Consider the following 25,776-nt stretch of genomic DNA (forward strand, 5'->3'; position numbering starts at 1 on the left):
CGTTGCTGCCATGGTTGTGGTTTAAGAGTCGTTAACGGTTGCGCGCAAGGCAGCGAATTTGGGCCACGCGTCGGGATCTGCAACGGTTTTGTCGCGGCAGAACGGATTGCAGAAGCCCCAGCATTTGCCGTCCAACTCCAGAAACTCCACGACGGGTTTGCCGGAATAGGGGCAAACTTGGTTGATTGACGGGCCGGAGACCGGCTTGGCGGTTGAAACCCCTCCGATCGGCCAGGGCTTGGACGGCAAGTCCTGACGATAGGGAAAAGGGTCGTATCTGACGGTCAGGCCCATTGCGCGCCATTGTCTGACGGCGGGGTCTGACAACTGGTCCAGGCAATAGGTTCGGTTGGCCCTTGAAACTGGCAGTCCATATCCGATGATCCGCGCTGCGACAGGTGTGTAAAACACGTCCGCCAGCGAATACGTGCCAAACAACGGGCCTTGTTCCGCACCGGACACTGTGCGCGCATGGTCCCAGAGTGTTTCGATACGAGCCAGATTTGCCAGTGTTTCATCCGATGGGTCGAAACCCTGCCAGACATGCAGCAATTGCATCGGGCATTCGCCTCGTAGGGCACCGAACCCTGCCACCATCTCGGCGCACAGCCAGCGGGCGGTTGCCCGGGCGGCGGGATCTGATGGCCACAACCCGGCATCAGGGTGGTGCTCGGCCAGGGTTTCAGCCATGGCCAGGCTTTCGCCGACCACAGTTCCTTCCGGCAGGCGCAGGGCGGGCACAAGTCGAGCCGGAGCCAGGGGAGCCATATCCTGTGTCATGGTGCCCGAATACAGGCCAATCATGTGGCTTCTATGGGGCAGGTTGAATTTCTCAAGCATCAGCCAGCCACGCATTGACCAGCTGGAGAAGAGGCGGTCGCCGATATACAAATCATACGTCATACGCAGACGATGCCGCAGGTTCACAGCCCGGTAAAACAGTGATTTGTGCGGGGTCTGTTCACGGAAGGTGATTGATTGTACCGACGGACCACCTACCTGCGTCGATCAGGATATCCGTCACCGACAGGTTGTCGACTCGGTGTGAAAAAGTCTGTTGTCCATCCAGATCAAGGGCGCGCTGTACCTGGGTGAGGATAACGCCGAAATGCGCAACGATGACCAGATCGCGGCCTGAATGTGCTGAAACAAGCGTGTCGATCACCGCGTCGACCCGATTGCGGACCTCGTTCCAGCTTTCACCTTGCGGCGGGCGGACATCGCCGGGGTTGTCCCAATAGGCAAAGGCCAGTTCCGGGTCTTCTGCTTCGATTTCGGCAAATCCGCGCAACTCCCAGCGACCAAAATGGATTTCCCGCAAGCCCGGGTGATGAGGAAGACGTTGACGTTGGCCTTGGATGGCCGTTGCCGTGTCAACTGCCCGTGACAGATCGGACGAGATCACAAGCGCCTCGGGCGGCAAATGGTCGTGCAGTCGGTTCAGTGCGGCTGTATCGCTCAGGTCAGCGGGCAGGTCGGACCAGCCGACCATGGTTTTCGCATGTGTCGGCCCGTGTCGGACAAGGTGAAGACGCGTCACGGCAATTGTCCTTTCAGAACCAAAGGCAACCCGGCGGTGATCTGCACCACCAGATCGGCCTGCGCTGCAAGCGCGATGTTCAGCCGCCCCTGGGCTTCGCGAAACCGCCGGGCCAGGGCGTTGTCCGGGACAATGCCGTGGCCAACTTCGTTCGAGACCATCACGATTTGCGCCGGGCATGCGCGCAATGCTTCAAGCAGGGCGGTTTGTGCGGCTTCCAGATCGGTTTCGGCCAACAGGTGGTTGCTCAGCCACATGGTGGCGCAGTCAATCAGGCAAATCTGATCGGGCGACAACGTGGCCAGAACCGGCCCCGGATCGAAGGGCTCTTCAATCGTGGTCCAACCGTCGCCGCGTTGCGCGAGATGGCGCTCGACCTTCTGGCGCATCTCGTCATCAAACACTTGTGATGTCGCAAGGTAAACTTGGCTTTTCCCCCGAGAAACAACCAGTTCTTCGGCGAAAACCGACTTGCCCGACGCGGCCCCGCCCAGAACCAAGGTTAAATCCGGCGACACAATACTTACCTATAGTTGATCCGATTGGTGCTGTTTTGCGTAAAGGTCATAGGTCGGCAAGGCAAGTCTGACCAGTACCTGCAAACAGGGGAGAGGTTTATGGCACTGGATAATGCGACGGACTTTTCGATGTCCCGGCAAGCAATGAAGGCCGAGCTGCTGGATGCGGAAACTGAACTGAAACTGGCTTATGCCTGGCGTGATGAGCGTGATGAAAAGGCGTTGCACCGTCTGATCACCGCCTACATGCGTCTGGCGATTTCGATGGCGGCCAAGTTCAAGCGCTATGGCGCGCCGATGAATGATCTCATTCAGGAAGCGGGCCTTGGCCTTATGAAGGCCGCGGACAAGTTCGATCCGGATCGCGGCGTGCGTTTTTCGACCTATGCCGTTTGGTGGATCAAGGCAAGCATTCAGGATTACGTGATGCGGAACTGGTCCATGGTTCGGACCGGGTCAACCTCATCTCAGAAATCGCTGTTCTTCAATATGCGCCGCGTGCAGGCCCGGCTGGAACGCGAAGCCGCCACCGAAGGTCAGGAACTGGACCGTCATCAGTTGCATCAGATGATCGCCACGGAAATCGGCGTGCCGCTGCGCGACGTTGAGATGATGGAAGGCCGCCTGTCCGGCTCTGATTTTTCGCTGAATGCGGTTCAGTCCGCTGATGAGGATGGGCGCGAGTGGATCGATGCCCTGGAAGATGACCGCGAACAGGCAGCCGAGGCCGTTGAGCACAGCCACGATACCGAACAATTGCGCAAGTGGTTGTTGACGGCGATGAGTGCCTTGAATGATCGCGAGCGTTTCATTGTGCGCGAGCGCAAGCTGCGAGACCCCGCTCGAACCCTGGAAAGCCTTGGAACAGAGCTGGGCCTGTCCAAAGAACGTGTGCGACAGCTTGAGGCCGCAGCCTTTGCGAAGATGCGCAAGAACCTTGAAGCCCAGTCGCGCGAGGTGCAACACTTCCTCGCATGAAACAGTTTGCGATTCTTGCGTGTGTTCTTGGTCTTACGGTTGCGACAACGCGACCGGGACTGGCAGAAAGACTTGTTCCTGCTGATGCTATGTCCGTGATGCGGGATGCTGATGTCGTGATATTGGGAGAAGTTCACGACAACCCGACGCATCATCTGGTGCAGGCCGAAGCTCTCGAGGCTGTTTCACCCTCGGCCGTCGTCTGGGAGATGGTCACCGAAGAGGGCGCGCAAAGGCTCGCGCAGAAAGCTGTGTCCAACCCAGAGGAGCTGAGCCGCATTCTGAAATGGGCTGAAAGTGGCTGGCCTCCGCTCAGCATGTATTATCCGGTGTTCGAGGCGTCAGGCGCGCCGGTTTACGGGGCCATGGTTCCGCGTGCTGCCGCGCGTGCCGCGATGGAACGCGGGGCCGCCACGGCGTTGGGTGCAGACGCGGCGCGTTATGGCCTGACGGTGCCTCTCTCGCCCGAAGAACAGGCCGCGCGCGAGGCCGACCAGTTGGCGGCGCATTGCGATGCGCTTCCGGCTGAAATTTTGCCCCAGATGGTTGCGATCCAGCGCCTGCGCGATGCTGTGCTGGCCCGTGCGGTTGTGCGTGCGATGGACGAAACCGGGGGTCCGGTTGCCGTGATCACCGGAAACGGTCATGCGCGAAAGGATCGGGGCATACCGACCTATCTTGCGCGCCTCAAGCCAGGTTGGAAAGTCGTGGCCGTCGGACAATCCGAAGATGGAGCGATCGAAGGAGAATTCGATATCGTGATTGACAGCCCTACAGCCGAGCGCGAAGACCCCTGTGCGGCCTTTCAGGTTCAGAATTAATCGCTGGAACTACCTGCGGGCCTTGCCTAATGTCGGGGCCGACCGGGACAGGAAGGGCTGAACATGCTGTCATCCAAACGCATTCTGCTGATTATCGGTGGCGGAATCGCGGCCTACAAGTCGCTGGACCTGATCCGCAGGTTGCGCGAGCGTGGCGCGGACGTGACCCCTGTATTGACGCGCGCCGCGGAAGAGTTCGTGACGCCGCTGTCCGTATCGGCTCTGGCAGGTGAAAAAGGCTTTCGCGATCTGTTTGACCTCACCGATGAGGCCGAGATGGGGCATATTCAACTGTCCCGCTCTGCGGATCTGATCGTTGTGGCCCCCGCAACGGCGGATCTGATGGGCAAGATGGCCGCAGGGCTGGCCAACGATCTGGCCTCGACCCTTCTGATGGCCACGGACACGCCCGTTCTGTGTGCGCCCGCGATGAATGTGCGGATGTGGACCCACCCGGCAACACAGCGAAACCTGAAGCAGTTGCAAGCGGATGGCGTGCGCTTTGTGGGCCCGAACGAAGGCGACATGGCCTGTGGTGAATACGGCCCGGGGCGCATGTCCGAGCCGATGGAAATTGTTGCGGCAGTTGAGGCTCAGTTGTCTGCGGGGCCTTTGGCGGGCAGGCGAGTGCTGGTGACGTCCGGCCCGACGCATGAACCGATAGATCCGGTCCGGTATATCGCCAACCGGTCGTCCGGGGCTCAGGGTGCGGCCGTGGCGCGGGCGCTGGCGGAATTGGGGGCCGAGGTGACCTTTGTGACCGGCCCGGCAGATGTGCCGCCCCCGGCGGGCGTGCGGGTCGTACCTGTCGAAACCGCGCAACAGATGTCTGATGCGGTTGATGCGGCTCTGCCCGTCGACGCCGGAATATTCGCGGCTGCGGTCGCGGATTGGCGTGTCGCCAGCGTATCGGACAAGAAGCTGAAGAAAAGCCGCGATGGCCTGCCGGTACTGGAATTCGCCGAAAACCCGGACATTCTGAAACGTGTTTCCAGGATGGAAGCGAACCGTCCGCCGTTGGTTGTCGGTTTTGCGGCCGAGACCGACAATGTGGTCGAACACGCCACGGCCAAGCGCCTGCGCAAAGGCTGCGACTGGATCGTCGCCAACGATGTAAGCCCTGCAACAGGCATTATGGGCGGGTCAGAAAATGCGGTCATCCTGATTTCGGACAACGGGGCCGAGGAATGGCCCCGCATGGGCAAAGACGAAGTTGCCCGGCGATTGGCGGCGAAGATTTCGGACGCGTTGGCAGGCTGAAGGAAAGGCAAGGGCATGGTTGCAATCCGGGTGATCCGCGAAGACGGGGCAGACCCCGCCGTGGCGCTTCCCTCTTACGAAACCTCGGGGGCGGCCGGCGCGGACGTGCGTGCCAATCTGCCCGGCGGCGCGCCGATTACGCTGGACCCCGGTCAGCGGGCGCTGGTGCCGACCGGCCTGCGTATTGAAATCCCGCAAGGGTATGAGGTTCAGGTTCGGCCCCGCTCGGGCCTTGCGTTGAAGCATGGGATTACACTGCCCAACACGCCGGGCACCATCGACAGCGACTATCGTGGGCCGTTGGGCGTGATCGTGATGAATGCGGGCCAGGAACGGTTCGAGATCGCCCACGGCGATCGTATCGCGCAGCTTGTGGTCGCGCCGGTTGTGCAGGCCAGGTTTGAACTGGCTCAGGCGCTGGGCGAAACCGATCGCGGGGCTGGCGGTTTCGGCTCGACCGGGCGCGGCTGATGCTGTTGGTTTTCATCCTGGCTGCGGGGCTTTGGGGTGTTGGTTATATCGCCGGCACGTCGAAAAAAGCGCGCATGGTTTCCGTGAGTGTGTTGCTGGCCGGCGTCATACTGTCCCATCTGATCTTGCCGGATGGGCACCCTCTTCGCGAAGCAACGGGTGGGTCTGCGGCGCTTTGGCTGATCCTCGTGGGTTTCGCGGCGCTGGCTTTGCTGTATGGCAGAGTACTCAAAGCCTTGCGCAACCGTGCAGTTTCATCTGCGGACCCGGAGCCCAATATGCCCTCGGACCGATTTACCGAGACCGAGCTGGACCGCTATGCCCGCCACATCGTTTTGCGTGAACTGGGTGGACCTGGTCAGAAAAAGCTAAAAAAAGCCCGCGTTCTGGTGATCGGCGCTGGTGGTCTGGGTGCCCCTGCGCTGCAATATCTGGCGGCAGCAGGCGTCGGCACGATCGGTATCATCGACGATGACGTCGTCGAGAATGCCAACCTGCAACGACAGGTCATTCACCGCGATGCGGATATTGAAATGCCCAAGGTCTTCTCGGCCCAGCAGGCGATGCAGGCGCAGAACCCGAACGTCGTTGTTCTGCCCTATCACCGCCGTTTGAGCGAGGAAATCGCCACCGATCTGTTTGCAGATTTCGATCTGATCCTTGACGGGACCGACAATTTCGAGACCCGGTATCTGGCCAACCGAACCGCCGTCGCGCTGGGCAAACCGCTGATATCGGGGGCTTTGTCACAGTGGGAAGGTCAACTGAGTGTGTTTGACCCGGCCAATGGCAGCCCCTGCTATCAGTGTATCTTCCCAGAGGCCCCGGCCCCCGGTCTGGCCCCTTCCTGTTCCGAGGCCGGAGTGATCGGCCCGCTGCCGGGCGTGGTTGGGTCGATGATGGCGGTCGAGGCGATCAAGGTAATAACGGGCGCCGGCATGGCGCTGCGCGGCGAGATGCTGATCTATGACGCGCTGTATGGCGAAAGCCGCAAGATTGTTCTGACCCGCCGGGACGATTGCCCTGTTTGTGGCATGAGAAACGATTAACCTTTCTTCACATGGGTAGGGTGTTCTGGAACACCCGGCCATGGCAACATAGCTATGGGATCAAAGGAGATCCGCATGACCAACCCGATCCTGTCCAATTGGACCACACCGTTTGAAATCGCCCCTTTTTCCGATATCTCGGATGATGATTTCTCGCCCGCACTGGAGCAGGCGATGAAAGAGCATAACGCCGAGATTGATGCGATAGCTGCAAATCCGGATACCCCCACATTCGCCAACACGATCGAGGCGCTCGAGGCTGCGGGCGGGCAACTGGACAAGGTCCTGTCGGTCTTCTTCACGATTGCGGGCGCGGACAGCAACCCAAAGCGGGAAGAACTGCAACGCGCGTTTTCCCCCAGGCTTTCAGCGCATTTTTCGGGCATTTCTTCAAACAAATCGCTGTTCAAGCGTGTTGCCGACCTATGGGCACGGCGCGATGATCTTGACCTGACCGAGGAGCAGGCGCGTGTGCTGATGCTGACCCACCGGGGTTTTGTGCGTGCCGGCGCGGCCTTGGAGGGGGACGAAGACGCCCGTATGCAAGAGATCAAGTCGCGCCTCGCGTCGCTGGGCACGGCGTTTACCCAGAACCTGCTGGCGGATGAGCGGGACTGGTTCATGGACCTGACCGAAGAGGATCTGAACGGCCTGCCGGATTTCGTTGTGGACGCGGCACGTGCCGCGGGGCAGGAGAAGAAAGCCGAGGGACCAGTGGTCACCTTGTCACGGTCGCTGATCGTGCCATTCCTACAGTTTTCGCCCCGCCGGGACCTGCGCGAAAAAGCCTATCGTGCCTGGGCCGCGCGCGGTGCCAATGGGGGCGAGACCGACAACCGAGACATCGCGGCCGAGATCCTGGCCTTGCGCGAAGAGCGCGCCAAGCTTCTGGGCTATGACACGTTCGCCGACTACAAGCTGGAAACCGAGATGGCGCGCACGCCGGATCGGGTGCGTGAGCTTTTGATGCAGGTATGGGAACCGGCCAAGTCCCGCGCAGATGCCGACGCAGGTGTTCTGACGCAGATGATGCAGGAAGACGGCATCAATGGCCCGCTGGAAGCCTGGGATTGGCGGTACTACGCTGAAAAGCGGCGCAAGGCGGAACACGATCTGGATGAGGCCGCGTTGAAACCCTATCTGCAACTGGATCGCATGATCGAGGCTTCGTTTGCCTGCGCCAACCGGCTTTTCGGGCTGGAATTCAAACCGTTGGACGTACCCCTCTATCACCCGGATTGCCGGGCTTGGGACGTTACCCGCGACGGGCAGCATATTGCCGTGTTTATCGGAGACTACTTTGCACGAGGGTCCAAGCGGTCAGGTGCCTGGTGCAGCGCGATGAGGGCACAGGCCAAATTCCCAAAGAAGCAGACACCGGTTGTCATCAATGTCTGCAACTTCGCCAAGGGGGATCCCGCCTTGCTGTCCTATGATGACGCGCGGACCCTGTTTCATGAATTCGGCCATGCCCTGCACCAGATGCTGTCCAACGTGACATATGAAAGCATCTCGGGCACGTCGGTCGCGCGCGATTTCGTGGAATTGCCCAGCCAGCTTTACGAACATTGGCTGGAAGTGCCAGAGGTCCTTGCCGAATTTGCGACCCATGCGGAAACGGGCGAGCCGATGCCGCAGGAAATGCTGCAAAAGGTGCTGAAGGCGGCCAATTTCGATCAGGGATTCCAGACGGTGGAATATGTCGCCTCGGCCCTTGTCGATCTGGCCTTCCACGATGGCGAGGCACCGGCAGATCCGATGGCGAAACAGTCGGAAGTTCTGGCCGGGTTGGGGATGCCGAAGGCCATTGGAATGCGCCATGCCACTCCGCATTTCGCGCATGTCTTCGCAGGCGACGGCTACAGCTCGGGGTATTACAGCTATATGTGGTCCGAAGTGATGGATGCCGACGCCTTTGCCGCCTTTGAAGAGGCGGGTGGTGCCTTTGACCCCGAACGCGCCAAGGCGCTGGAGGACAACATCCTGTCCACTGGCGGTTCGCGCGAGGCAGAAGACCTGTACCTGGCGTTCCGGGGAAGATTGCCGGGGGTTGACGCCCTGTTGAAAGGCCGCGGTCTGATCGCGGCCTGAAATCAGTAGCCCAATGTGCGATCCACCAGGTGCACGAAGGGCTCTCCGGCTTCGCCACGCCGGATGTTTTCGCAAACGACCTGCGCGGCTGTGACCGGGCGGGTCTCGGACGCGATATGAGGGGTCACGGTCACGTTCGGATGTGACCAATACGGGTGGTCGGGGGGCAGGGGCTCGACCCGGAACACATCCAGCGTCGCGTGACCGACCTGACCCGAGTTCAAGGCATCCAGCAGCGCTTCGTCATCAATCAGGGGCCCGCGACCCGGGTTGATGATCCGCGCGCCTTTGGGCAGCAGGGCCAGCGTTTCAGCATTCAACGCGTTTTCCGTGGCAGCGGTGTCAGGCAGCAGCAGAACCAGTATCTCGGCCCGGGAAAGCGCATCACGCAGCCCGTCAGGACCGTGCAGACAGGTTACGCCGGGGATGTCCTTGGCGGTGCGGCTCCAGCCAGTGACCGTGAAATTCAGCGAGGCCAGGGCGCGGGCCGCGGCTTCACCCAACGCGCCGAGGCCCAGAATGCACAGGTTGCGCTGCTGCGCCAAAGGTGGGGCATCCGGGGCCCAGACGCCATCCTGGATGGTGATGTGGCGATCCATTCCCAGATGATAGCGCAGCACATGGCCCACCACCCACTCGGTCATTCCCTGCGTCAGCCCGTGATCCACCATCCGTGCCAATGGGACGCTCAGCGTGTCATTGTCCGCGATCTTTTCGACACCGGCCCAAAGGCTCAGAACCGCCTTCAGGCGCGAAAAGGGCGAAAAATCCAGTAACCCGCCATTCGGAGCGTAGACAACGTAATCAACCTGATCCGGGTCAAATTCCGTACTGATCTCCGCCTCTACGCCAGCTTCTGCAAGGTATCGAGTGAGCAGCGGTTCATACACGGGCCACAGGGCAGGGCGCGCGGAAAACAGAACGTTTACGGGCATCGGGGGCCTTTCAGATCAGCGGGGACGATGGATATGTGCGCTTTGGACGATGCCGAACGCGGCCATCAGCACCAGCATGGCCGATCCGCCATAGCTGACCATTGGCAGTGGGACGCCCACGACCGGTGCCATGCCCATCACCATCGACATGTTGACGGCAAAGAACAAGAAGAAGTTCAGCGCGATGCCCAGAGTAACCAGAGAGGAGAACCGATCCTTGGTGGCCAGCGCGGTCGCCATGCAGAACACAAGGATCAGGGCGTAGAGAACCAAGAGCGTGATGCCCCCGACAAAGCCGAACTCCTCGGCGAGGGTGGTGAAGATGAAATCGGTGTGTTTCTCGGGCAGGAAGTTCAGCCGGGATTGTGTACCCTGCATGAAACCGCGCCCGTTCCAGCCCCCCGATCCAAGGGCGATCTTGGATTGCGTGATGTGATACCCGGCACCCAGAGGATCGGTAGAGGGGTCGAGAAACGTGTCGATCCGGCGGAACTGATAATCCTTGAGCAACTGCCATTCGGTCCCGCGACTGTTGAACACGGCGGCGATCAGGCCCACGACGGCGGCAATGACGGCTGCAAAGTAAGCCCAGTGGACACCTGCAAGAAACATCAGCCCGCCACCGGCGGCCAACAGCAGGATCGACGTGCCGAGATCCGGTTGCTTCAGAACAAGCAAGGTGGGCAGAACAATCAGGGCCACGGGGATGAAGACCCACAGAGGGCGGGACGTCTTGTGCGATGGAAGCCAATCGTAATACGCCGCCAGAACCATGACCAGGGCCACCTTCATGACCTCTGAGGGCTGAAGGCGCATGAACCCAAGGTCGATCCAGCGCTGTGCGCCCATGCCGATGGTGCCGAACAATTCCACGAATACCAGCAATGCGACCGACCCGAGATAGGCCAGAACGGACATGTTGCGCCAGAACCAGATCGGAACCAGAGCAATGATGAACATCGCGATCAAGCCAAGCCCGAACCTCTCCATCTGCGGCTCGGCCCAGGGTGTCCACGACCCGCCTGCGACCGAATACAGCATCAGGAACCCTGCGCTGGCGGTGCTGATCAGCAGCAGGGTCAGCGGCCAGTTCATGTACAGGAACTTCCGAAACCCCGACGGCGTGGATTTCACGGCATATTCTAGATAGCTCATGCGCGGTCCTTTCCGTCTGGACGCGCTTTGGGGCGACGGTCGCCCTCGAGCCGTTTTTGCTGTTCCTTGATGCGCTCGCGGTCGGCAACCGGATATGCCTCAAGCGGCGGAGTACCGTTGTAGAGCGCCTGAAGCATGATATCGCGGGCCACCGGTGCCGCCGCCTTGGACCCGCCGCCGCCATGTTCAACGACCACGGCAACCGCGTATTTCGGATTGTCGTAGGGCGCGAAGCAGACGAACAACGCGTGGTCGCGACGTTCCCATGGCAGGTCTTCGTTGCGGATCACGCCGGCGGCACGTTCGGCCTTGGTGATGTTTCGAACCTGGCTGGTGCCGGTTTTGCCGGCCATGCGGAACTCGTCCGCGATGATGCGGCTGCGATAGGCAGTCCCCCGCCGGTCGTTCGAGACCGAATACATGGCCTTGCGCACCTGTTCCAGATTGTAGGAATTGATGTCCAGCGGTTCCCCCGCGCCCGAAGTCTGCTCGATACCGTCGATCGAACGCACAAGCCGCGGTGTCACAGATCGGCCGGTGGCGATACGAGCCGTCATTACGGCCAGTTGCAACGGTGAGGCCAGCATGAACCCTTGCCCGATGGACGCGTTGGCCGTGTCGCCCACCAGCCAATCCTGACCGTGTGTCCGCTGCTTCCATTCCTGATTGGGGGCAAGTCCAGCGGCAACCGCCGACATCGGAATATCGTGCTTGACGCCCAGCCCCAATGTACGGGCCATCTCGGATATCTTGTCGATGCCCACCCGCAAGGCCACGTCGTAGTAATAGACGTCGCAGCTGCGTTTCAGCGACAGGTTCAGATCAACCGTGCCATGCCCGCCGCGTTTCCAGCAGTGGAACCGGCGGCTGCCGACCTTCAGGTGCCCGGGGCAATACACTGTGTTTCCGGGGCCTATCACGCCAGCCTCCAGCGCGGCCAATGCAGTGACCATCTTGAATGTCGACCCCGGGGGATAAGTGCCTTGCACGGACTTGTTGGCCAGGGGGCGATACTTGTCCTGCGTCAACGCCCGATAATCAGCGACCGAGATACCGCGCACAAACAGATTTGGATCGAAACTGGGTGTAGAGCTGACGGCGCGCAGATCCCCGGTTTCGCAATCCAGAACAATGGCAGCCGCGCTTTCACCTGCCAGCCGCGCTTGCGCGTATTGTTGCAGGTCGGCATCGATCGTCAATTGCAGGTCCGCACCCGGCTGACCTTCCTGCCGGTCCAGTTCGCGCATGACGCGCCCGGTGGCGTTGACTTCGACACGCTTTGCGCCGGCTTTGCCACGCAAGGCAATTTCCTGTTTGGCCTCCAACCCGACCTTGCCGATCTGGAACCGGGGGATCCGCAAAACCGGCTCGGGGTCTTCGAGCTTGCTGAGATCATAGTCGCTGACCGGGCCGACATAGCCGACGATATGGGCGAAATCCTCATAGCGTGGGTATTGTCGCGTCAGGCCGACCTCGGGCGTCACACCCGGCAGGGCCGGGGCATTGACCGCGACTTTCGAGATGTCTTCCCAAGTGACCTGATCCGCCAGAGTCACCGGCAGGAACGGCGCTGATCGGCGCATTTCGGTCCGGGCGCGCTCGATCTCATCATCGTTCAGCGGGATGAGTTCCGACAATTTGGCAATCACCTTGTCGACGTCACCTGCGTCTTCACGCACGATGACGATGCGATAGGATGGTGAGTTCTGACCGATGATCTGCCCGTTGCGGTCATAGATACGTCCACGGGTTGGCGGGATCAGGCGAATGTTGATGCGGTTTTCTTCGGCCAGCAGGCGATATTCGTCGGCCTGATCCACCTGCATGAAACGCATCCGTGCGGCCAGCCCGCCGACAAAAGCCGCCTGCAAACCGCCCAGCAGCAGCGCCCGGCGTGGCAGGCGTTTATAGGCAAGGCCCGGCGATTTGGGTTTGCGTTGCTTCATGCCCTGCCTCCTACGGCTCCGGCATCCGCAGCAGACAGGCGGTGGACGCCAAATACGCTTTGGGTCAGCAGCACGATGACCGGGTAGAAGGCGATTGTTAGCACAAGTTGAATCACCACTGGCCACAAGGCGGCCTGCTGCACCGACAAGATCGACAGGACGACTCGGTTCATCAAAAACACCATGGCAATCACCACACCGACAGACATCCATTCTCCGACAAATCCGGTGTCCTTCATACCCGGGGCGGCAGCGCGCAGATAGGCTGCGCCGAACACCACCAGCGCGGCCAGAAGGCCGGGCGGGCGTTGCAGCAGCAGATCCGCCATCAGCATGACAAACGCGACCAACAGGGTGGGCACATAATCGGGGCGCCGCAACACCCAGGCAAAGGTCAGCGCAATCAGCACATCGGGAAAGGGCCAGCGATCCGGTTGCGCATCAAGCGGCAGCAAATGCAGGAACAGCACGACAAAAGCCAGTGCCGCGTAAAGGCTGCGCATGGCCCAGTTGTATGAGGCGGGCCTATCCATCACTTACCTCATCCGGTACAAGCGCAGTTTCGGGTCGCGTTGGCCCGACGATCCCACCCGGATCCTGAATTGGCGGGGGCGAATGGAAGCGCAGAACACGAAGAAACTCGAGCCGTTCAAAATCCGCCGAAAGGCGAACGCGCAGGCGGCCGCCCGGATCCGCGGCGATCTGGCCGATCAGCAGACCTGCCGGAAAAACGCCACCGTCGCCGGATGTGATCACTCGATCACCGGGACGGACCAGCTCTCGGTTTTCCAGGAACTCGACCACTGGGGCCGGGGTGTTATCTCCTTTGATCAGTGCGGTCTGGCCAGAAGGCTGGATCGTTGCCGGAATGGCGCTGGTCGCGTCCGTCACCAGGATCACCCGAGCCGTGTCCGGCCCGACTCCGGAAATGCGGCCAACCAGCCCGATCCCGTCCATCGTGGCCCATCCATCGACGATCCCGTCGCGCTCCCCCACATTCAACAGGACGGACTGCCGGAAGGGTGACCCGCTGTCGGCCATCACGACACCCGTGATGTATGTCAGGCGCGGGTCGAGGCGGACATTGTTCAGATCCAACAGCCGTGCATTCTCCTGCTCCAATTGCAGTGCGGCCTCTTTCCAGGCACGCATCAGGCGCAGTTCGCTGCGCAACTCGCGGTTCTGCTCGCTCAGGCGCTGGTAGCTTTGGAAATCGCGCACAAGGTTCACAGCGGCAGTCACGGGCACCATGGCCCAATCCATCGACGGTACGACCGCGTCCACCACCTGCGCGCGGAACCGCTCGACTCGGGGGCTGTCGATCCGCCAGACCAGAAAGATGCCCAGCAAGCACAGGATAACGATCCCCAGCAACAAGCGGCGCAGAGGGGTCGTGTAGTCATCGCGCTGTGATCGGTCTTTTGCCACAGGTTACCTTCCCGTGCTGCTCGTGCCGAATTAAGCCTGTCCCTAGAAGGTGCGCGCCTTAGCTTTCGTAGTCAATCGCGTGGCGCAGCTGTTTTTCGTATTCTAGCGCCTTGCCCGTGCCCAAAGCCACACAATTCAGGCTTTCGTCCGCAATGGACACGGCCAGGCCGGTCTGTTCGCGCAGGGCAAGATCAAGATCGCCCAGCAATGCACCACCACCGGTCAGCATGACGCCCCGGTCCACGATATCGGCGGCCAGATCGGGTGGAGTGGTTTCCAGAGCGGTCATCACAGCCTCGCAGATCTGCTGGACAGGTTCCGACAGTGCCTCGGCGACCTGGGCCTGGCTGATCTCGATTTCCTTGGGAACGCCGTTCAACAGGTCACGACCCCGGATATGCATCGACTGGCCGCGGCCATCATCGGGCATCCGCGCCGTGCCGATTGTCGTCTTGATCCGCTCGGCGGTGGATTCACCGACCAGCAGGTTCTGCTGACGACGCAGGTACGAGATAATGGCTTCATCCATGCGGTCACCACCGACGCGGACCGAGCGGGCATAGACGATGTCACCCAGCGACAGAACCGCCACTTCGGTTGTACCACCACCGATGTCGACGACCATGTTGCCGGTCGGGTCGGTGATCGGCATGCCCGCGCCAATCGCGGCGGCGATCGGTTCGGCGATCAGGCCGGCGCGGCGGGCGCCAGCGGACAGAACTGACTGACGGATCGCACGCTTTTCAACGGGTGTCGCGCCATGGGGGACGCAGACGATGATCTTGGGCTTCGAGAAAGTCGAACGCTTGTGCACCTTGCGGATGAAGTGCTTGATCATTTCTTCGGCTGTATCGAAGTCAGCAATCACGCCTTCGCGCATGGGGCGGATGGCTTCGATCGAACCGGGCGTTCGCCCCAGCATCAGCTTGGCATCTTCGCCGACAGCCAGAACTTTCTTCACGCCGTCCTTGACGTGATAGGCTACGACCGAAGGCTCAGACAGGATGACACCGCGCCCCTTGACGTAAACCAGCGTGTTCGCCGTTCCAAGGTCGATGGCCATGTCCGCTGTGAACAGGCCGCCCAGATTGCCAAAGATCCCCATGTTTCCCCTGATCCTGTATGTCGGTTTTTCTACTGCCCGCGACTCGACGGTTCCGGGACGGATGACTTATAGGGTGCCATCACGCCCGGTAAAAGGGCTGATTCCGCGACAATCAGCACCTTTCCGCCTTATTGAATGGGACTTTAGAAGGCAAAATGCTCTCTTATCAACACATTTACCACGCCGGGAATCTGGCTGATGTCCAAAAGCACGCATTGCTGGCCTGGGTGCTGGATTATTTGACGCGCAAGGACAAGCCGCTCAGCTATATCGAAACGCATTCCGGACGGGGGCTGTACCAGTTGGACGCAGACGAATCCATGCGGACGGGCGAGGCAGCGGCTGGGATCGAGCGCGCGAAACGAGAAGGGTGGTTCGGACCCGGACATCCGATGGCGCGGGTTCTGGAAAACGTACAGGCCCGGCACGGTGACGCGGCCTATCCGGGGTCACCGATGATTGCAGCAAGTCTGTTGAGGGATCAGGACAGTCTGCATTTTGCAGAGCTGCACCCTCAGGAACATGCCGCGCTGTCTTTGGCGATGTCGCCGTTCGGGGCGAGGGTGTATCAGCAGGACGGGTTTGAACTGGCGCAATCCCTGCTGCCTCCGACGCCGCGACGGGGAATGTTTCTGATTGACCCAAGCTATGAGGTGAAGACTGATTACGATCGACTGCCCGGCGTGATTGCCAAACTGCACCGGAAATGGAATGTCGGGGTGGTCGCGCTGTGGTACCCGGTTCTGACGGACAAACGCCACGCCCGGATGATCGCGACGCTTGAAGCGCAAAACTTCCCCAAGGCCATTTGTCATGAGGTGACATTCCCACCGGTGCGCGAGGGGCATCGGATGGTGGGATCAGGGATGTTCATTCTGAACGCACCATTCGGCATCGAGGAAGAAACGACACGTCTGTCGCAGCTATTCGCAGGTCTCTGAGGTCAGCCAAAAGAAATGCAACCGATGCTCCCGCCCTGTTTGCCCGCATCAGAGATGCCGTCAAACATGTTGGGCCCGGCAGCGCGCCGCAGGCGCGCTGCCGGGCCCAAAGCTGCAAGGGTGCTCGGCGCAGCCGGGCAACCGCAGGTGCGGGAGCCCCTCGCCGCGCCAATTCGGATCAGGTCAGGTCTTTGTAGCTGATTTCGCGGGCATCGGCGCCCGGGCCGGTCTTTTCCCGGCGCACGATCAGGCGGTTCAGCGCGTGGATATAGGCTTTGGCCGAAGCCACGACGGTATCCGTGTTCGCTGATTGACCCGTGGCGATCATGCCATCTTCTTCCAGCCTGACCGAAACCGTGGCCTGCGCATCGGTGCCTTCGGTCACCGCATGAACCTGATACAGCTGCAAGCGGGCCGTGTTGGGGTAAATCGCACGGATTGCCTTGAAGGTCGCGTCTACCGGCCCGTCACCGTGTTCAGTTGCGATGACGTCCTTGCCGTCGACTTCCAACTCGACCGTCGATTCCGCCTGCCCGCCGGTGCCGCAGGTGACCTTCATCGACACCAGTTGCAGATAGTCATCCGCCTCATCCAGGGTCATCAGCGCAATGAGATCATCGTCGAACACTTCTTTCTTGCGATCCGCCAAATCCTTGAACCGCACGAAGATGTCTTTGAGTTGATTGTCGCCAACTTCAAAGCCCAGCGTTTCCAGTTTGTCGCGCAGAGCCGCGCGGCCCGAGTGTTTGCCCAGAGGCAGGGATGTGCCCGACAGGCCGATATCCTCGGGGCGCATGATCTCGAAATTGTCGCGGTTCTTGAGCATGCCGTCCTGATGGATGCCGCTTTCGTGGGCAAACGCGTTCTTGCCGACGATGGCCTTGTTGAACTGCACGTTGAAGCCCGACACCGTAGCGACCCGGCGCGAGATATGCATGATCTTGGTCGTGTCGATCCCGGTGTGGAAGGGCATGATGTCATTGCGCGTGCGCATTGCCATCACGACCTCTTCCAGGGCGGTGTTGCCGGCGCGTTCACCCAGGCCGTTGATGGTGCATTCGATCTGGCGCGCACCACCGATGACCGCCGCCAGCGAATTCGCGGTCGCCATGCCGAGGTCGTTATGACAATGGGTGGCAAAGATCACCTCATCTGCGCCCGGAACCGTTTCGATCAGGCGTTTGATCAGGTCCGCGGATTCCAGCGGCGCAGTATACCCCACGGTGTCGGGGATGTTGATGGTGGTCGCCCCGGCCTTGATCGCGATTTCGATGACGCGGCACAGGTAATCCCATTCGGTCCGGGTCGCGTCCATCGGCGACCACTGCACGTTTTCGCACAGGTTGCGCGCGTGGCTGACCGTTTCGTGAATTTTGTCAGCCATCTCGTCCTGTGTCAGGTTCGGAATGGCGCGGTGCAGCGGAGAGGTGCCGATGAAGGTGTGAATGCGGTTCTGTTCCGCGTGTCTGACCGCCTCCCAGCAGCGATCGATATCGGCGAAATTGGCGCGGGCCAGACCACAGATACGGGCGTTCTTGGCGTTCTTGGCGATCTCGGATACCGCTTTGAAGTCACCTTCGGATGCGATCGGAAAACCGGCTTCGATGATGTCGACGCCCATGTCATCCAGCAGCTCGGCAATCTCGAGCTTTTCGTCATGGGTCATGGTCGCGCCTGGGCTCTGCTCGCCGTCGCGCAAAGTGGTATCGAAGATCAAGACACGGTCTTGGTCGGTCACGTTGGTCATGGGAATCTCTTTCTTGTCTGTCCTAAAGCCTGTTGGCGCGCTGGCGTCCTCCTCTGAGCGGGCGCGCCGGATGGCACGCTCAGAGGCGGATTAGGATCAGTAGGCCACGCAGAACCGCGCCGCGAGGGGCGGCTTTGGCAAAAGGGATATCTGCGCAGTTGATCATGGGTTTGAGGTTATACAGACGCCGCCGGGAATGAAAAGAACCAATTTTCGACAAGTTGCGGCGTAGGGGGGTCGAAATTCCCGCCCCTTGATTGATCCGTCCATGCCGCTAGCTGGTCGCAGATGGATACTGCTTTGATCATTGGTGCGTCCGGCGGGATCGGTGCGGCCGTACGCGAGCAATTGGAGGCACAGGGTGTTGCGGTGACGTGCCTTTCGCGCTCTGTCGAGGGGTTCGATCTGATGGAACCGGACCAAGCGAGTCGGATGCTTGATCGCCTTTCAGGCCCGTTCGATCTTGTTCTTGTCGCTTCCGGGGCGCTGGAAATTTCAGGCAATGCGCCCGAAAAGACCATTCGATCTGTTTCGGCAAGGGCAATGATGGACCAGTTTGCTCTGAATGCCGTTGGTCCGGCGCTGGTGCTAAGCCGGGCCCATCAATTGTTGCCGCGACAGCGGCGTTCGGTGTTTGCTGTTTTGTCCGCGCGGGTCGGTTCAATAGGAGATAACCGGATGGGCGGCTGGATCAGCTACCGCGCGGCCAAAGCAGCGGTCAATCAAATCGTCCATACTTCGGCGATAGAATTGGCCCGGACCCATAAACAGGCGATATGTGTTGCGCTGCATCCGGGTACGGTCAAGACAGAATTTACCCGGAAATACCTGGACCGGCATCCCGCCGTTGAACCCGTGGAAGCCGCGCGCAATCTGTTGTCCGTGATCGGCGGTTTAAGCCCGGCAGATACCGGTGGGTTCTTTGACTGGGCCGGAAAACCTGTTCCCTGGTGAGCGATCATTCGCTAGACGGATCTGGTTGTACCGTCTCTGACTCCGGGTCTGTCTGCTGTGCCGGAGTGTCTGCGCCGCCCTGTTGATCCGGGGTTTGATTCGGCAGCACACCGTTTTCCCAGATACCGGTTTCTTCTTGCCCGTTGGCGTAACGCATGGTCCCGCTGCCCTGCCTCTTGTTGTCGACAAAGTTGCCCTCATAGACGTCGCCGTTCGAGTAGGTCGCTATGCCTTCGCCGTTGATTTTGCCCTCGGACCAGTCGCCGACATACTTGAACCCGGCAGGGGTCACGATTTCTCCTTTGCCGTGACGTTTTCCGTTCATGAAATCTCCGGTGTAAACGGTGCCGTCAGAGTAGGTCGCCTTGCCTTTTCCCTGACGGACCCCGTTGACCCAATCCCCGTCATAGATCGAACCGTCCGCGCGGGTCATCACACCCTTGCCGTGGCTTTGCGCGTTTTTGAACTGACCCTTGTAGATCATACCGGTGGCATAGGTCGCCGTACCCTGACCTTCGATGACGCCCGCGATCCACTCACCCTCGTAGGTGGAGCCGTCGGGATAGGTGATGCGGCCGTTTCCTTCCGCCAGATCGGCCACGAAATCGCCCACGTAAACCGAACCGTCGGGATAAGTCAGCTCTCCCAGGCCTTCTATCTGACCCTGGTTCCAGTCGCCGGTGTACACAAAACCATCAGTTCCGGTGAACGTGCCGTTGCCATGGCGGCGATCATCGACAAAGTCACCCTCGTAGACGTCCCCTGACGCGTGAGTTACTTTGCCCTTGCCCTGGCGGCGCCCTTCCACAAGCGCGCCTTCATACACATCGCCATTGGCATAGGTCAGACGACCCGTCCCGGTGATCTGGTCCTGTGTCCATTCGCCCTCGTATTTCATTCCGTCAGGCATCGTCTGGGTGCCTGTGCCATCGCGCAAGCCGGCATTGACATCGCCTTCGTAGACGCTGCCATCGGCATAGGTGATCGTGGCCTTGCCTTGTCGCTGGCCGTCCACCCAATCGCCATCGTAGACATATCCGTCGGGAAAGGTCAGTTTGCCCTTGCCGTGCCGCTGTGCGTTCCTGAATTCACCCTCATAGCGCGAGCCATTGGCAAATTCAGCGACGCCCGTGCCGTTGATGGATCCGTTGGACCACTCACCGTCATAGCTGCTGCCATTGGCATAGACGATCTTGCCGCGCCCTTCCGGCTGACCTTTGGCGAACGCGCCTTCGTAAACCGATCCATCCGGGTACTTGGTGACGCCCTGACCCTGAATTTCGCCTTCCACCCACTGGCCGGTGTATTCGAACCCGTTGGGCAGCCGATACGTACCCGTCCCGTGGCGCAGGCCATTCTCATAAGTGCCCTCGTAGACGCCGCCCACTTCGTCATCCTTGACGATAACCGTACCGTCCTGCGCAAAAGCGGTCGCAGCTGCCAGGCTCATGGCCACAGCCCCAATTGAGTTTCGGATCACGTTCATTTTGGTCCTGCCTGCCGGATCATCGTTGGTTGCATCCCTGTGCGCAAAACTAGGGTACCGTCGAGGGCAGGGCAACGGGTTTTGCCGCATTGGCCTTTTACTCGCGCGGTGATCTGCTAAATGGCAGTAGGACTGACGAGGCAAGAGGGCAGCATGGCCGACCGTTTCCGCATCACTCTGGCGCAACTGAACCCGACCGTAGGGGATATCGACGGCAATGCGGCCAAGGTCGTTGCCGCATGGGAACAGGGCAAGGCGGCGGGGGCCGATCTGGTGGCGTTCCCCGAGATGTTCATCACCGGCTACAACACGCAGGATCTGGTGCTGAAACCGGTGTTTCATCGCGCGGCCATGGATGCGGTCGAGTCTCTGGCCGAGAAATGCGCCGAAGGGCCCGCGATTGCCCTGGGTGGTCCGTGGGTCGATGACGGAAAGCTGTACAACGCCTATCTGATCCTGAAGGGGGGGCGGATCACCAGCAAGGTTCTGAAGCACCACCTGCCGAATGAGACTGTTTTCGACGAAGTGCGCCTGTATGATGCGGGTCCTCTGGGCGGTCCGTATTCGGTTGGCAACTTCCGGATCGGCAGCCCCATCTGCGAGGATGGCTGGCACCCGGACGTCGCCGAAACGCTTGAGGAATCCGGGGCCGAGTTTCTACTGATTCCCAATGGATCGCCCTATTTCCGGAACAAATACGATGTACGTCTGAACCATATGGTCGCGCGCGTGGTCGAAACGGGCCTGCCGCTGATCTATTTGAACATGGTTGGCGGGCAGGATGATCAGGTCTTTGACGGCGCCAGCTTCGGTCTCAACCCGGGCGGAGAACTGGCCTTCCGGATGCCGGTATTCGACGAAGTGATTGCGCAGGTGGATCTTGAGCGCGGCGATGATGGCTGGCGCATTGTGCCGGCTGAGATCGTGCCCCAGCCGGATGTGTGGGAGCAGGACTATCGCGCGATGGTGCAGTCCCTGCGGGACTATATGGGCAAGACCGGTTTCAAAAAAGCAGTGCTGGGATTGTCCGGAGGGATCGATTCCGCGTTGGTGGCAACTATCGCGGTGGACGCTATCGGGGCCGACAACGTTCGCTGTGTGATGTTGCCGTCGGAATATACCAGCCAAGCCTCATTGGACGATGCCGAGGCCGTCGCCAAGGCGCTGGGTGTGCACTATGACCATGTGCCGATTTCTGAAAGCCGGGCTGCCGTCACCAATACGCTCGCTCCGCTGTTTGCGGGGTTGGACGAAGGGTTGACCGAGGAAAACATCCAGTCCCGCCTGCGCGGGCTTTTGCTGATGGCGATCTCGAACAAGTTTGGTGAAATGCTGTTGACCACCGGCAACAAGTCCGAGGTCGCTGTGGGTTATGCCACGATCTATGGCGACATGAATGGCGGCTACAACCCGATCAAGGATCTGTACAAGACCCGCGTGTTCGAAACCTGCCGCTGGCGCAACGCCAATCATCGAGACTGGATGATGGGGCCTGACGGAGAGGTCATTCGCCCGTCCGTCATCGACAAACCCCCCAGCGCCGAACTGCGCGAGGATCAGAAGGACAGCGACAGCCTGCCGGACTATCCGGTACTGGATGGGATACTTGATATTCTGGTCGATCAGGACGGATCCATCGCGGATTGCGTCGCCGCCGGATTTGACGAGGCGGATGCGAGAAGGGTCGAACATCTGATCTATATCAGCGAGTACAAGCGGTTCCAGTCCGCTCCGGGCACGCGCTTGAGCAAGCGGGCATTCTGGCTGGACCGGCGGTACCCGATCGTGAATCGCTGGCGCGAACGTCGCTGAAATCGAAGCCCGTTCTGCAAGATCGGAAACAGTGACGTTTCCTTTACGCGCTTTGTTCCCAGATCGGGGGGTGTTGCCTGTTAAATGGGGCAAAAAACGCCACGCCAGACTTGTTTGGATGACATTTTTCTGACACATTTTTGCTTGGAAGTTGCCCGATGTGGGGCGGATGCGACGTATTGTTTGTTGAAGTTGCAAAGCTGATTTTGGTGAACGCGGCGTATCCGGGGTTGGATGTCTGAGTGAATGGTTTGGTGTTAAAATGTACGAGGATTATGAAAGATCGCTTCATGTGCCTTTGAAGTGGCGTACGATGGAATCTCCGCCGCAAGAATTGGATGAAGAAAAGCTGGATGCAGCAATTGCCGATTTGTTGAATGAGCAGCGGCAGTCGGAAGATCAGAGAGTGGCGATGTTGCGGCCAGAGTTTCCGCAATTGCTTCCACAGGAAGATGTGTCTGCGCAAGCGGCGCTGAAGGAAAACCGGTTGTCCTCGATCTTGCGCCAGAAATGGGCGGAACTGTCCGGCGCAGCGTAACCTTCGGCCCGCATTCATAACCTCAGGCGTCTGGGTCACAGATGCCAAAATTCGCGTGGTCGCGGTGACGGTTTGTATTGCCTATGCTTTGTCTCTTGGTCTCCATAACGGTCCAAGTGACAGAGTAAGGCCTATCGATGACCGCGCCCAAACCGACTCCTGTAGAACCTGATCTTGCCCTGCCCAAAACCGTTGATGTCGTGGTCATCGGCGGCGGAATCATCGGCGTTTCAACCGCGTTGGAACTGGCCGAGCGGGGTGCCTCGGTTCTTTTGTGCGAAAAAGGGCAGATTGCCGCCGAACAGAGTTCTCGCAATTGGGGGTGGGTCCGTCTTGGGATGCGGGACCCAAGGGAAATTCCCCTGATGCAGGAATCGTTGCGCATCTGGCAGACGCTGGATGACCGGCTGGACCGCAAGACAGGTTTCACCCGATCCGGTATTCTTTTTGGTGCATCGGGCAAGCGGGATGCGGGGAACATGGAGCGTTGGCTGTACCACGTGGAGGGTTTGCAGACCGGCGCGCGGATGGTTTCGGGCGGTGAGCTGGCAGACCTTTTGCGCGGCAACCAAACGGGCTTTGAAACAGCGCTGTACATGCCGCAGGATGGTCGTGCCGAACCTCAATGGACAGCCCCCGCCATTGCCGAAGCTGCGCGGGCTCGGGGCGCGGTGATCATGACGAATTGCGCCGTGCGCAGCGTGGACGTTCAGGCTGGACGTATCGCCGGTGTCTTCACCGAACGCGGCAGAGTTGCCAGCGGGCGCGTCGTTCTGGCCGGGGGCGCGTGGTCGCGCCTGTTTGCAGGCAATGCGGGGATCGAACTGCCGCAGCTGAAAGTTCTGAATACGGTCCTGCGCACATCCCCCATCGCAGAGGGGCCTGAGGCGGCGTTGTGGTCGGATGACTTTGCGATCCGAAAACGGGCCGATGGCGGTTACACAATTGCGTCCGGTCATGAGAATACCGTTGACATCGTGCCGGACAGTTTTCGATTGGCGATGCAGTTCCTGCCGGCATTTGTGCAGGAGTGGAAATCTCTGCGCTTTCGCCTGTCCAAACGCTGGACGATCGAAGCAAAACAGGACCGGAGATGGCTGCCAACCGATGTGACACCATTCGAAAAGTGCCGGATCCTGGACCCTGAGCCGTCGCAAAAAACGTTGCGACGCGCCTGGGCCAGTGCATGCAAGGGATATCCCGCTGTGCAAACCGGCGAGATCGTACAAAGCTGGGCAGGTTTGATCGATGTGACGCCGGATGCCATTCCCGTCATCTCGGGTGTGGATGATCTGCCGGGAATGTACATTGCCACCGGGTTTTCAGGCCATGGTTTTGGGATCGGCCCCGGGGCGGGGCGGCTGATGGCTGATCTGGTTTCAGAAACAGTGCCTTGCGTGGACCCGGCTGCCTTTCGCCTGTCGCGGTTCAGCGACGGTTCAAAAGTGCGACCGGATCCGGGGTACTGACAGCCTAACCCATCATCTGGTAGCTGACCGGGACAAAGCGGAAGCCTTCTCCGCGTGCCTCAACATAGCCTGCACCGGGGAAAGGCATGTGATAGCCGACCATGGGCACTTTGTCGGCAGCCAGCATGCCAAGGACATTGCGGCGCGCGGCAGTTGCTGCGGCCTTGTCCATGTCAAACCGGACTTCCCATTCGGGATGAGCGAAAGACCAGACATAATGGTTGGCCAGATCCGCCGTCAGCACCAGACGTTGCCCGTTGCTTTCCAGATGATAGACCGTGTGGCCCGGTGTATGGCCATAAGCGGCAACCGCGGTAATGCCCGAGGCGACCTCGCCCCCGTCTTCGACAAAGGTCATTTTCTCGGCCAGTGGTGTGACTTTTTCAGCGACCAGATCGCCTACGCGATTGCCTGCGTCCTGCGCAGCCCAGAAATCATATTCCGGAGAAGCCGTCACGTAGCGCGCATTGGCGAAGGTGGGCGCGCCTTCGGTGGTCATGCCACCGATATGGTCAGGGTGCATATGCGTTATCACGACCACATCGATCTGATCCGGGGTTACACCCGCATCTGCCAGCGCGGCCTGTATGCCACCTTGCCCCAGACCGGTATCAAACAGAACCAGCTCTGAGCCTGTATTGACCAGCGAGGGGGTAAAGAAAAACTGTGCGACGTCTGCGGGAATGAAGTTCTCAGCCGAAACCTTGGCGAATTCTTCGTCCGACGCGCCGCCCCCAAAAATCTCTTTGGCTCCGTCGCGTGGAAAGCTGCCATCCAGCAGGGTCGTGACCGTGAAGTCGCCAACATGAAATGACTTGGCGATGGTCGAGTTTGCTTTGGTTTCCGGGCTTGCGGCCAGAACCGGTGCGGCTGCGGTTGCAAACGGCAAGGCGGCGGCAGTTCTCAAAGCGGCGCGGCGCGTGAGTTTCATTGTCATCTTCGTTCTCCCTGTCACGACTTCATTGTTGCAGTTAGGGCGTCGAGAGTCTCTTGCCAGTTTATACGCCATTCAGATGGGGTGCATGGATGAATATTACGTGTTAATTTTTGTTCATGGCGCGATCAGACAACAAGACAGTTCCGACGGATCAAAGCGTCGAGCATTTCCTGACAACGGTTCAACCTGCGCGCCGTGCCGAAGACGCGCACCAGCTTGACAAGCTGTTCCGCGCCACCACCGGGTTTGAACCGCTGATGTGGGGGCCGTCGATCGTCGGGTATGGCCGCTACCACTATCGCTATAAATCGGGTCGGGAAGGGGACTTTCTGGCAACCGGTTTTTCGCCGCGCAAATCAGCTTTGGTGATTTACATCATGCCGGGTTACGCAGATTTTGCGGATCTCATGGCCAGATTGGGAAAGCACAAACTGGGCAAGTCCTGCCTTTACGTCAACAAACTGGCGGATATCGATACGGGCGTTTTGGGCGAACTCATTCGCGCCGGATTGGACGACCTCGACAGGGTGTGGCCGGTGAAACCATTCTGAATCACCTGATGGATCAAGCGGCGGCTGGACAAAAACGCCCCCAT

24 protein-coding genes are annotated in these 25,776 nt (G+C 60.0%); 12 read left to right on the forward strand and 12 right to left on the reverse strand.

The annotated features are described in order from the left end of the window. Window positions 1-21 precede the first annotated feature (21 nt). The 3 genes from AC2FFD_RS00290 to cobU are packed head-to-tail and all read right to left on the reverse strand — an operon-like array spanning window position 22 to window position 2,058. Complete coding sequence (locus tag AC2FFD_RS00290; protein ID WP_496871353.1) at window positions 22-903, reverse strand: glutathione S-transferase; 882 nt, start codon at window positions 901-903, stop codon at window positions 22-24. A 58-nt stretch (window positions 904-961) separates the two neighbouring features. Beyond that, window positions 962-1,540: a histidine phosphatase family protein gene (locus tag AC2FFD_RS00295; RefSeq protein ID WP_425078916.1), complete on the reverse strand. Its 579-nt coding sequence runs from the start codon at window positions 1,538-1,540 to the stop codon at window positions 962-964. Further along, window positions 1,537-2,058 carry a bifunctional adenosylcobinamide kinase/adenosylcobinamide-phosphate guanylyltransferase gene (gene cobU / locus AC2FFD_RS00300; protein ID WP_425078915.1) on the reverse strand — a complete coding sequence of 174 codons (522 nt, stop codon included), beginning with the start codon at window positions 2,056-2,058 and terminating at the stop codon, window positions 1,537-1,539. Before cobU ends, AC2FFD_RS00295 begins: the two co-directional genes overlap by 4 nt. A gap of 99 nt (window positions 2,059-2,157) precedes the next feature. On the opposite strand from cobU, the gene AC2FFD_RS00305 reads away from it, so the two are divergent. From AC2FFD_RS00305 to AC2FFD_RS00330, 6 genes are all read left to right on the forward strand, one after another. Further along, window positions 2,158-3,036 carry an RNA polymerase factor sigma-32 gene (locus AC2FFD_RS00305; RefSeq protein ID WP_170346408.1) on the forward strand — a complete coding sequence of 293 codons (879 nt, stop codon included), beginning with the start codon at window positions 2,158-2,160 and terminating at the stop codon, window positions 3,034-3,036. Next, window positions 3,033-3,857: a ChaN family lipoprotein gene (locus AC2FFD_RS00310; RefSeq protein ID WP_425078914.1), complete on the forward strand. Its 825-nt coding sequence runs from the start codon at window positions 3,033-3,035 to the stop codon at window positions 3,855-3,857. Before AC2FFD_RS00305 ends, AC2FFD_RS00310 begins: the two co-directional genes overlap by 4 nt. Before the next feature lie 63 nt (window positions 3,858-3,920). Continuing rightward, window positions 3,921-5,117, forward strand: a complete 1,197-nt coding sequence (gene coaBC, locus AC2FFD_RS00315; protein WP_496871356.1) for a bifunctional phosphopantothenoylcysteine decarboxylase/phosphopantothenate--cysteine ligase CoaBC — start codon at window positions 3,921-3,923, stop codon at window positions 5,115-5,117. A 15-nt stretch (window positions 5,118-5,132) separates the two neighbouring features. Further along, entirely contained in the window at window positions 5,133-5,588 is a 456-nt protein-coding gene (gene dut, locus AC2FFD_RS00320) for a dUTP diphosphatase (protein ID WP_171641698.1), read from the forward strand. Then, window positions 5,588-6,637, forward strand: coding sequence for a HesA/MoeB/ThiF family protein (locus AC2FFD_RS00325; protein ID WP_496871358.1), 1,050 nt, complete (start codon window positions 5,588-5,590; stop codon window positions 6,635-6,637). The genes dut and AC2FFD_RS00325 overlap by 1 nt, the downstream gene beginning before the upstream one ends. A 75-nt stretch (window positions 6,638-6,712) precedes the next feature. Further along, window positions 6,713-8,728, forward strand: a complete 2,016-nt coding sequence (locus AC2FFD_RS00330) for a M3 family metallopeptidase (protein ID WP_496871360.1) — start codon at window positions 6,713-6,715, stop codon at window positions 8,726-8,728. Window positions 8,729-8,730: 2 nt separating this feature from the next. Here AC2FFD_RS00330 and AC2FFD_RS00335 read toward each other — a convergent pair whose 3' ends face one another. Genes AC2FFD_RS00335 through AC2FFD_RS00360 form a run of 6 tightly spaced genes read right to left on the reverse strand, consistent with a single transcriptional unit; the run spans window position 8,731 to window position 15,297 of the window. After that, window positions 8,731-9,663, reverse strand: a complete 933-nt coding sequence (locus AC2FFD_RS00335; RefSeq protein ID WP_496871362.1) for a 2-hydroxyacid dehydrogenase — start codon at window positions 9,661-9,663, stop codon at window positions 8,731-8,733. A gap of 15 nt (window positions 9,664-9,678) precedes the next feature. Beyond that, window positions 9,679-10,818, reverse strand: a complete 1,140-nt coding sequence (gene rodA, locus AC2FFD_RS00340; protein ID WP_170346415.1) for a rod shape-determining protein RodA — start codon at window positions 10,816-10,818, stop codon at window positions 9,679-9,681. After that, window positions 10,815-12,764, reverse strand: coding sequence for a penicillin-binding protein 2 (gene mrdA / locus AC2FFD_RS00345; RefSeq protein ID WP_496871364.1), 1,950 nt, complete (start codon window positions 12,762-12,764; stop codon window positions 10,815-10,817). Before mrdA ends, rodA begins: the two co-directional genes overlap by 4 nt. Further along, window positions 12,761-13,297 (reverse strand): rod shape-determining protein MreD, encoded by a 537-nt coding sequence (locus AC2FFD_RS00350; protein WP_496871366.1) that lies wholly within the window; start codon window positions 13,295-13,297, stop codon window positions 12,761-12,763. The genes mrdA and AC2FFD_RS00350 overlap by 4 nt, the downstream gene beginning before the upstream one ends. Beyond that, the gene (gene mreC, locus AC2FFD_RS00355) at window positions 13,290-14,192 is read right to left on the reverse strand and encodes a rod shape-determining protein MreC (protein ID WP_170346418.1); all 903 of its coding nucleotides are present in this window, start codon (window positions 14,190-14,192) and stop codon (window positions 13,290-13,292) included. The genes AC2FFD_RS00350 and mreC overlap by 8 nt, the downstream gene beginning before the upstream one ends. A gap of 58 nt (window positions 14,193-14,250) precedes the next feature. Next, window positions 14,251-15,297 carry a rod shape-determining protein gene (locus AC2FFD_RS00360; RefSeq protein WP_039523195.1) on the reverse strand — a complete coding sequence of 349 codons (1,047 nt, stop codon included), beginning with the start codon at window positions 15,295-15,297 and terminating at the stop codon, window positions 14,251-14,253. A 155-nt stretch (window positions 15,298-15,452) separates the two neighbouring features. Here AC2FFD_RS00360 and AC2FFD_RS00365 point away from each other — a divergent pair, with 155 nt between their 5' ends. After that, window positions 15,453-16,238, forward strand: coding sequence for a 23S rRNA (adenine(2030)-N(6))-methyltransferase RlmJ (locus AC2FFD_RS00365; protein ID WP_496871368.1), 786 nt, complete (start codon window positions 15,453-15,455; stop codon window positions 16,236-16,238). A 178-nt stretch (window positions 16,239-16,416) separates the two neighbouring features. On the opposite strand, the gene AC2FFD_RS00370 is transcribed toward AC2FFD_RS00365, so the two are convergent. After that, window positions 16,417-17,985 carry a 2-isopropylmalate synthase gene (locus tag AC2FFD_RS00370; RefSeq protein ID WP_425078907.1) on the reverse strand — a complete coding sequence of 523 codons (1,569 nt, stop codon included), beginning with the start codon at window positions 17,983-17,985 and terminating at the stop codon, window positions 16,417-16,419. Window positions 17,986-18,273: 288 nt separating this feature from the next. Here AC2FFD_RS00370 and AC2FFD_RS00375 point away from each other — a divergent pair, with 288 nt between their 5' ends. Further along, entirely contained in the window at window positions 18,274-18,939 is a 666-nt protein-coding gene (locus AC2FFD_RS00375) for an SDR family NAD(P)-dependent oxidoreductase (RefSeq protein ID WP_480683598.1), read from the forward strand. A 4-nt stretch (window positions 18,940-18,943) separates the two neighbouring features. On the opposite strand, the gene AC2FFD_RS00380 is transcribed toward AC2FFD_RS00375, so the two are convergent. Continuing rightward, window positions 18,944-20,425 carry an MORN repeat-containing protein gene (locus AC2FFD_RS00380; RefSeq protein ID WP_496871370.1) on the reverse strand — a complete coding sequence of 494 codons (1,482 nt, stop codon included), beginning with the start codon at window positions 20,423-20,425 and terminating at the stop codon, window positions 18,944-18,946. Window positions 20,426-20,578: 153 nt separating this feature from the next. Here AC2FFD_RS00380 and AC2FFD_RS00385 point away from each other — a divergent pair, with 153 nt between their 5' ends. The 3 genes from AC2FFD_RS00385 (at window position 20,579) to AC2FFD_RS00395 (ending at window position 24,244) form a co-directional block, all read left to right on the forward strand. Further along, window positions 20,579-22,237, forward strand: coding sequence for an NAD+ synthase (locus AC2FFD_RS00385; RefSeq protein WP_425078904.1), 1,659 nt, complete (start codon window positions 20,579-20,581; stop codon window positions 22,235-22,237). A gap of 313 nt (window positions 22,238-22,550) precedes the next feature. Then, complete coding sequence (locus AC2FFD_RS00390; RefSeq protein ID WP_254447215.1) at window positions 22,551-22,775, forward strand: hypothetical protein; 225 nt, start codon at window positions 22,551-22,553, stop codon at window positions 22,773-22,775. 137 nt (window positions 22,776-22,912) lie between these two features. Next, window positions 22,913-24,244 (forward strand): NAD(P)/FAD-dependent oxidoreductase, encoded by a 1,332-nt coding sequence (locus AC2FFD_RS00395; protein ID WP_496871372.1) that lies wholly within the window; start codon window positions 22,913-22,915, stop codon window positions 24,242-24,244. A 4-nt stretch (window positions 24,245-24,248) separates the two neighbouring features. Here the strand turns inward: AC2FFD_RS00395 and AC2FFD_RS00400 are convergent, their stop codons facing one another. Next, window positions 24,249-25,181, reverse strand: a complete 933-nt coding sequence (locus AC2FFD_RS00400; RefSeq protein WP_496871373.1) for an MBL fold metallo-hydrolase — start codon at window positions 25,179-25,181, stop codon at window positions 24,249-24,251. Window positions 25,182-25,297: 116 nt separating this feature from the next. Between AC2FFD_RS00400 and AC2FFD_RS00405 the strand changes: the two genes are divergently transcribed. Then, window positions 25,298-25,732, forward strand: a complete 435-nt coding sequence (locus tag AC2FFD_RS00405; protein ID WP_425078902.1) for a DUF1801 domain-containing protein — start codon at window positions 25,298-25,300, stop codon at window positions 25,730-25,732. The last annotated feature ends 44 nt before the right edge of the window (window positions 25,733-25,776 follow it).

Source organism: Ruegeria sp. YTSC002, from assembly GCF_059609845.1.